At 59.2% G+C, this 2418-nt stretch carries 2 protein-coding genes and 1 pseudogene; 1 reads left to right on the top strand and 2 read right to left on the bottom strand.

What is annotated here, in order from left to right; all coding sequences use genetic code 11:
• Positions 1-444 precede the first annotated feature (444 nt).
• Positions 445-909: a hypothetical protein gene (locus tag QZ269_RS12765; RefSeq protein WP_291427078.1), complete on the bottom strand. Its 465-nt coding sequence runs from the start codon at positions 907-909 to the stop codon at positions 445-447.
• A gap of 23 nt (positions 910-932) precedes the next feature.
• A complete protein-coding gene (locus tag QZ269_RS12760) occupies positions 933-1310 on the bottom strand; it encodes a roadblock/LC7 domain-containing protein (RefSeq protein WP_291427077.1) in 378 nt (125 codons plus the stop codon).
• Positions 1311-1804: 494 nt separating this feature from the next.
• Between QZ269_RS12760 and QZ269_RS12755 the strand changes: the two are divergent.
• Positions 1805-2404, top strand: a pseudogene (locus QZ269_RS12755) (pyruvate dehydrogenase (acetyl-transferring), homodimeric type); the annotation flags it as partial.
• Positions 2405-2418 lie beyond the last annotated feature (14 nt).

Genomic DNA, 2418 nt, shown 5'->3' with positions numbered 1-2418 from the left:
CAGTTCCGAATCAATCCGAGCGGATGCGAGTAGGAACAACATACGCCCCTTCGCGGTATGGAGCCGCAGGCGGTGTCTTCCCGACTGTGGCGGAATTTAGCGGAATCCGTATTAGAACCTTGAGTTCAGTACTGGACAACTTGAGTTTTTCGCTCCAGACGAGATTAAACCCAAATTGTGCGGTACTGAAACTTCACGGTCATCAAGAGTTGGGCGGCAAGACTCAAAGCGGGTGGACGCCCTGATTTGGCTTTTTCATCTTGCTCGTTTGCAAAACCACTTTTGCAAGAGGTCTATTGGGGCAGGCCGGTTCGCAAGCACGATTGAAAAAGCCAGAGCATTAGCCCTGGCTTGGTGGTCAAGCGCTTCAGTTGTGCCGCCTGTTCTTACACGGATTCCAGACGGATTTCATCCCCACTGTGGGGGAATCAAGCGGAATCCTTATTACAGGGGGCTGAAGACGAAACGGTCGTACTGGCCGCCGCGCAGCACGCTCTCGGTCTGCTCGGCCATGAAGGTCTGCCCGGTGATTTCTTCGATGGCACCCTGCACGGCGCCCAGCGTGAAGGTGCAGCGGCGGTCGCTGCCCTGCACTTCGCCAGCGCTACAGACGGTGTCGAAGCAGTCCACGATGTAGTCGTCGCCCTGCTTGGTCACGCTGGCGACACCAGTCAGGCGGGTGCCGTCCTTGCCGAGCGCGCCGTCAAGAATCTTGGTGATTTCTTCGGTGGCAGGGTTGCTATTGCTGACGCCCAGTTCTTTGGCGAGGCTGTGACCACGGACGCGGCCAGCACGGGTAAAGACGACGGCGGCACCATCCGGGCCGAGGGTATCCTCGACGCCGGTAATGACGGCTTTGAAGCAAACGACGGAGCTGTAATCACCAAGGGTAGGACGAAGGTTGGTCATGTGTATTCCTTTGGGTCTGAGAATCAGAGAATGTTAGCGATGTTCTGGGCGGATTCGCGGGCTTCCATGTGGAGAAGACCGAGGTTCATGCCAGCGGGGGTCACGACGGCGAGGACGCCTTTGGCACCGACGGAGTAAATGAACACCTGGCCCTGGAGACCGGAGACGCTCATTTCTGAGAGGTTGCCGGTGCCGAGGGTATCGTTGATGCGCTTACCGAGACCGAGGGCAGTAGCGGCCATGGCAGCGACGCGGTTGGCATCGGTGTTATCGGAGAAGGACTGGGCGATGGGCAGACCGTCAGCGGTAGCGACGAGTGCGCCGCGCAGTTCGGGAAGGCTGCTGCGGAGATTGACGAGGATGGCGTTGAGGCGTTCGGGCTTGCTCTGGATTCCGGTCATGATGGGTTCCTTTAAAACTAGCTTGGAGGGGGCGAAAGACGAAACGGGAAGGTGCCAAGAAGTCTTGCTGGCCGCGACTTCTGTCGCTTGCTTTGCCAGTAAACCCCGCTAAAGCTGACAGATTTGTTACAAGCCATTTTAGCCAATACGAACTGCCGATTGAAGCGGGCAGTTTTGGATTCGATGCGGGCCAATGCGAGAAGGAAAAATACGGGTTTCGCGGTATGGCGGTGCAGGGCACTTCCGTAGCTTCCTGCGGGGCAGGCGGCGTAAACCGGCCATAAAGTGGGCCGAGACGCACCAGCGCATGAACTAATCGAACTAGGTGGCCCGCACCGGCCCTAGAAACTAGGCGCTGCTGGCAGAACAGATTCGGGTGCTTCGCCCGGATGACCGAAACTGCACCCGGTAGCCACCGACCATCCAGACTGGTTGGCCCCCCTGCTTCTCTCATGTTGGAAGGGTCAGTATCGGTCGGGCTACACTGGGCAGGTATGACGAAACTACCCCCCAAAGCTCCGCCGCGTGCGGGCCTGCCTGCTGAACAGCAGCAGCAGCTGAACAAGGTCGAAACCCAGGAATGGCTCGATTCGCTTGCCTTTGTCATAGCCGACGGGGGCGTCAAGCGGGCGGCGAACCTGCTTGAAGACCTCGAACAGTACGCGTACTTCTACGGCACGCCGATCGAGTTCAAGCAGACCACGCCGTACATCAATACCATCACCACTGAGGACCAGCCCGAGTACCCCGGCGACATCGCGCTGGAAGCTAAAATCCGCAATATCATCCGCTGGAACGCCGTGGCGATGGTCATCCGGGCGAACAAGGCCAGTGACGGGATCGGTGGGCACCTGAGCACCTACGCCAGCGCCGCCGAGCTGCTGGAAGTGGGCTTCAACCACTTCTTCCGGGGGCATGGAGCTGGGCAGGACCGCGATCTGGTGTTCTACCAGGGCCACGCCAGCCCCGGCATGTACGCCCGTAGCTTTCTGGAAGGCCGCTGGGACGAGGGCCGTATGAACCGTTACCGCAGCGAGTTGCAGCCCGTAGGCCCCGGCCTCAGCAGCTACCCGCACCCCTTGATGATGCCCGACTAATGGGAATTCCC

It is taken from the genome of Deinococcus sp., assembly GCF_018260405.1.
Lineage (GTDB): Bacteria > Deinococcota > Deinococci > Deinococcales > Deinococcaceae > Deinococcus.
The sequence above is the reverse complement of the archived record's forward strand: the minus strand, read 5'-3'. Positions and strand labels throughout refer to the sequence as shown.

What these genes read in the sequence shown, in the direction of transcription:
- QZ269_RS12765 (WP_291427078.1), bottom strand. Translation starts at nt 909, where the DNA reads ATGACCAACCTTCGTCCTACCCTTGGTGATTACAGCTCCGTCGTTTGC.
- QZ269_RS12760 (WP_291427077.1), bottom strand. Translation starts at nt 1,310, where the DNA reads ATGACCGGAATCCAGAGCAAGCCCGAACGCCTCAACGCCATCCTCGTC.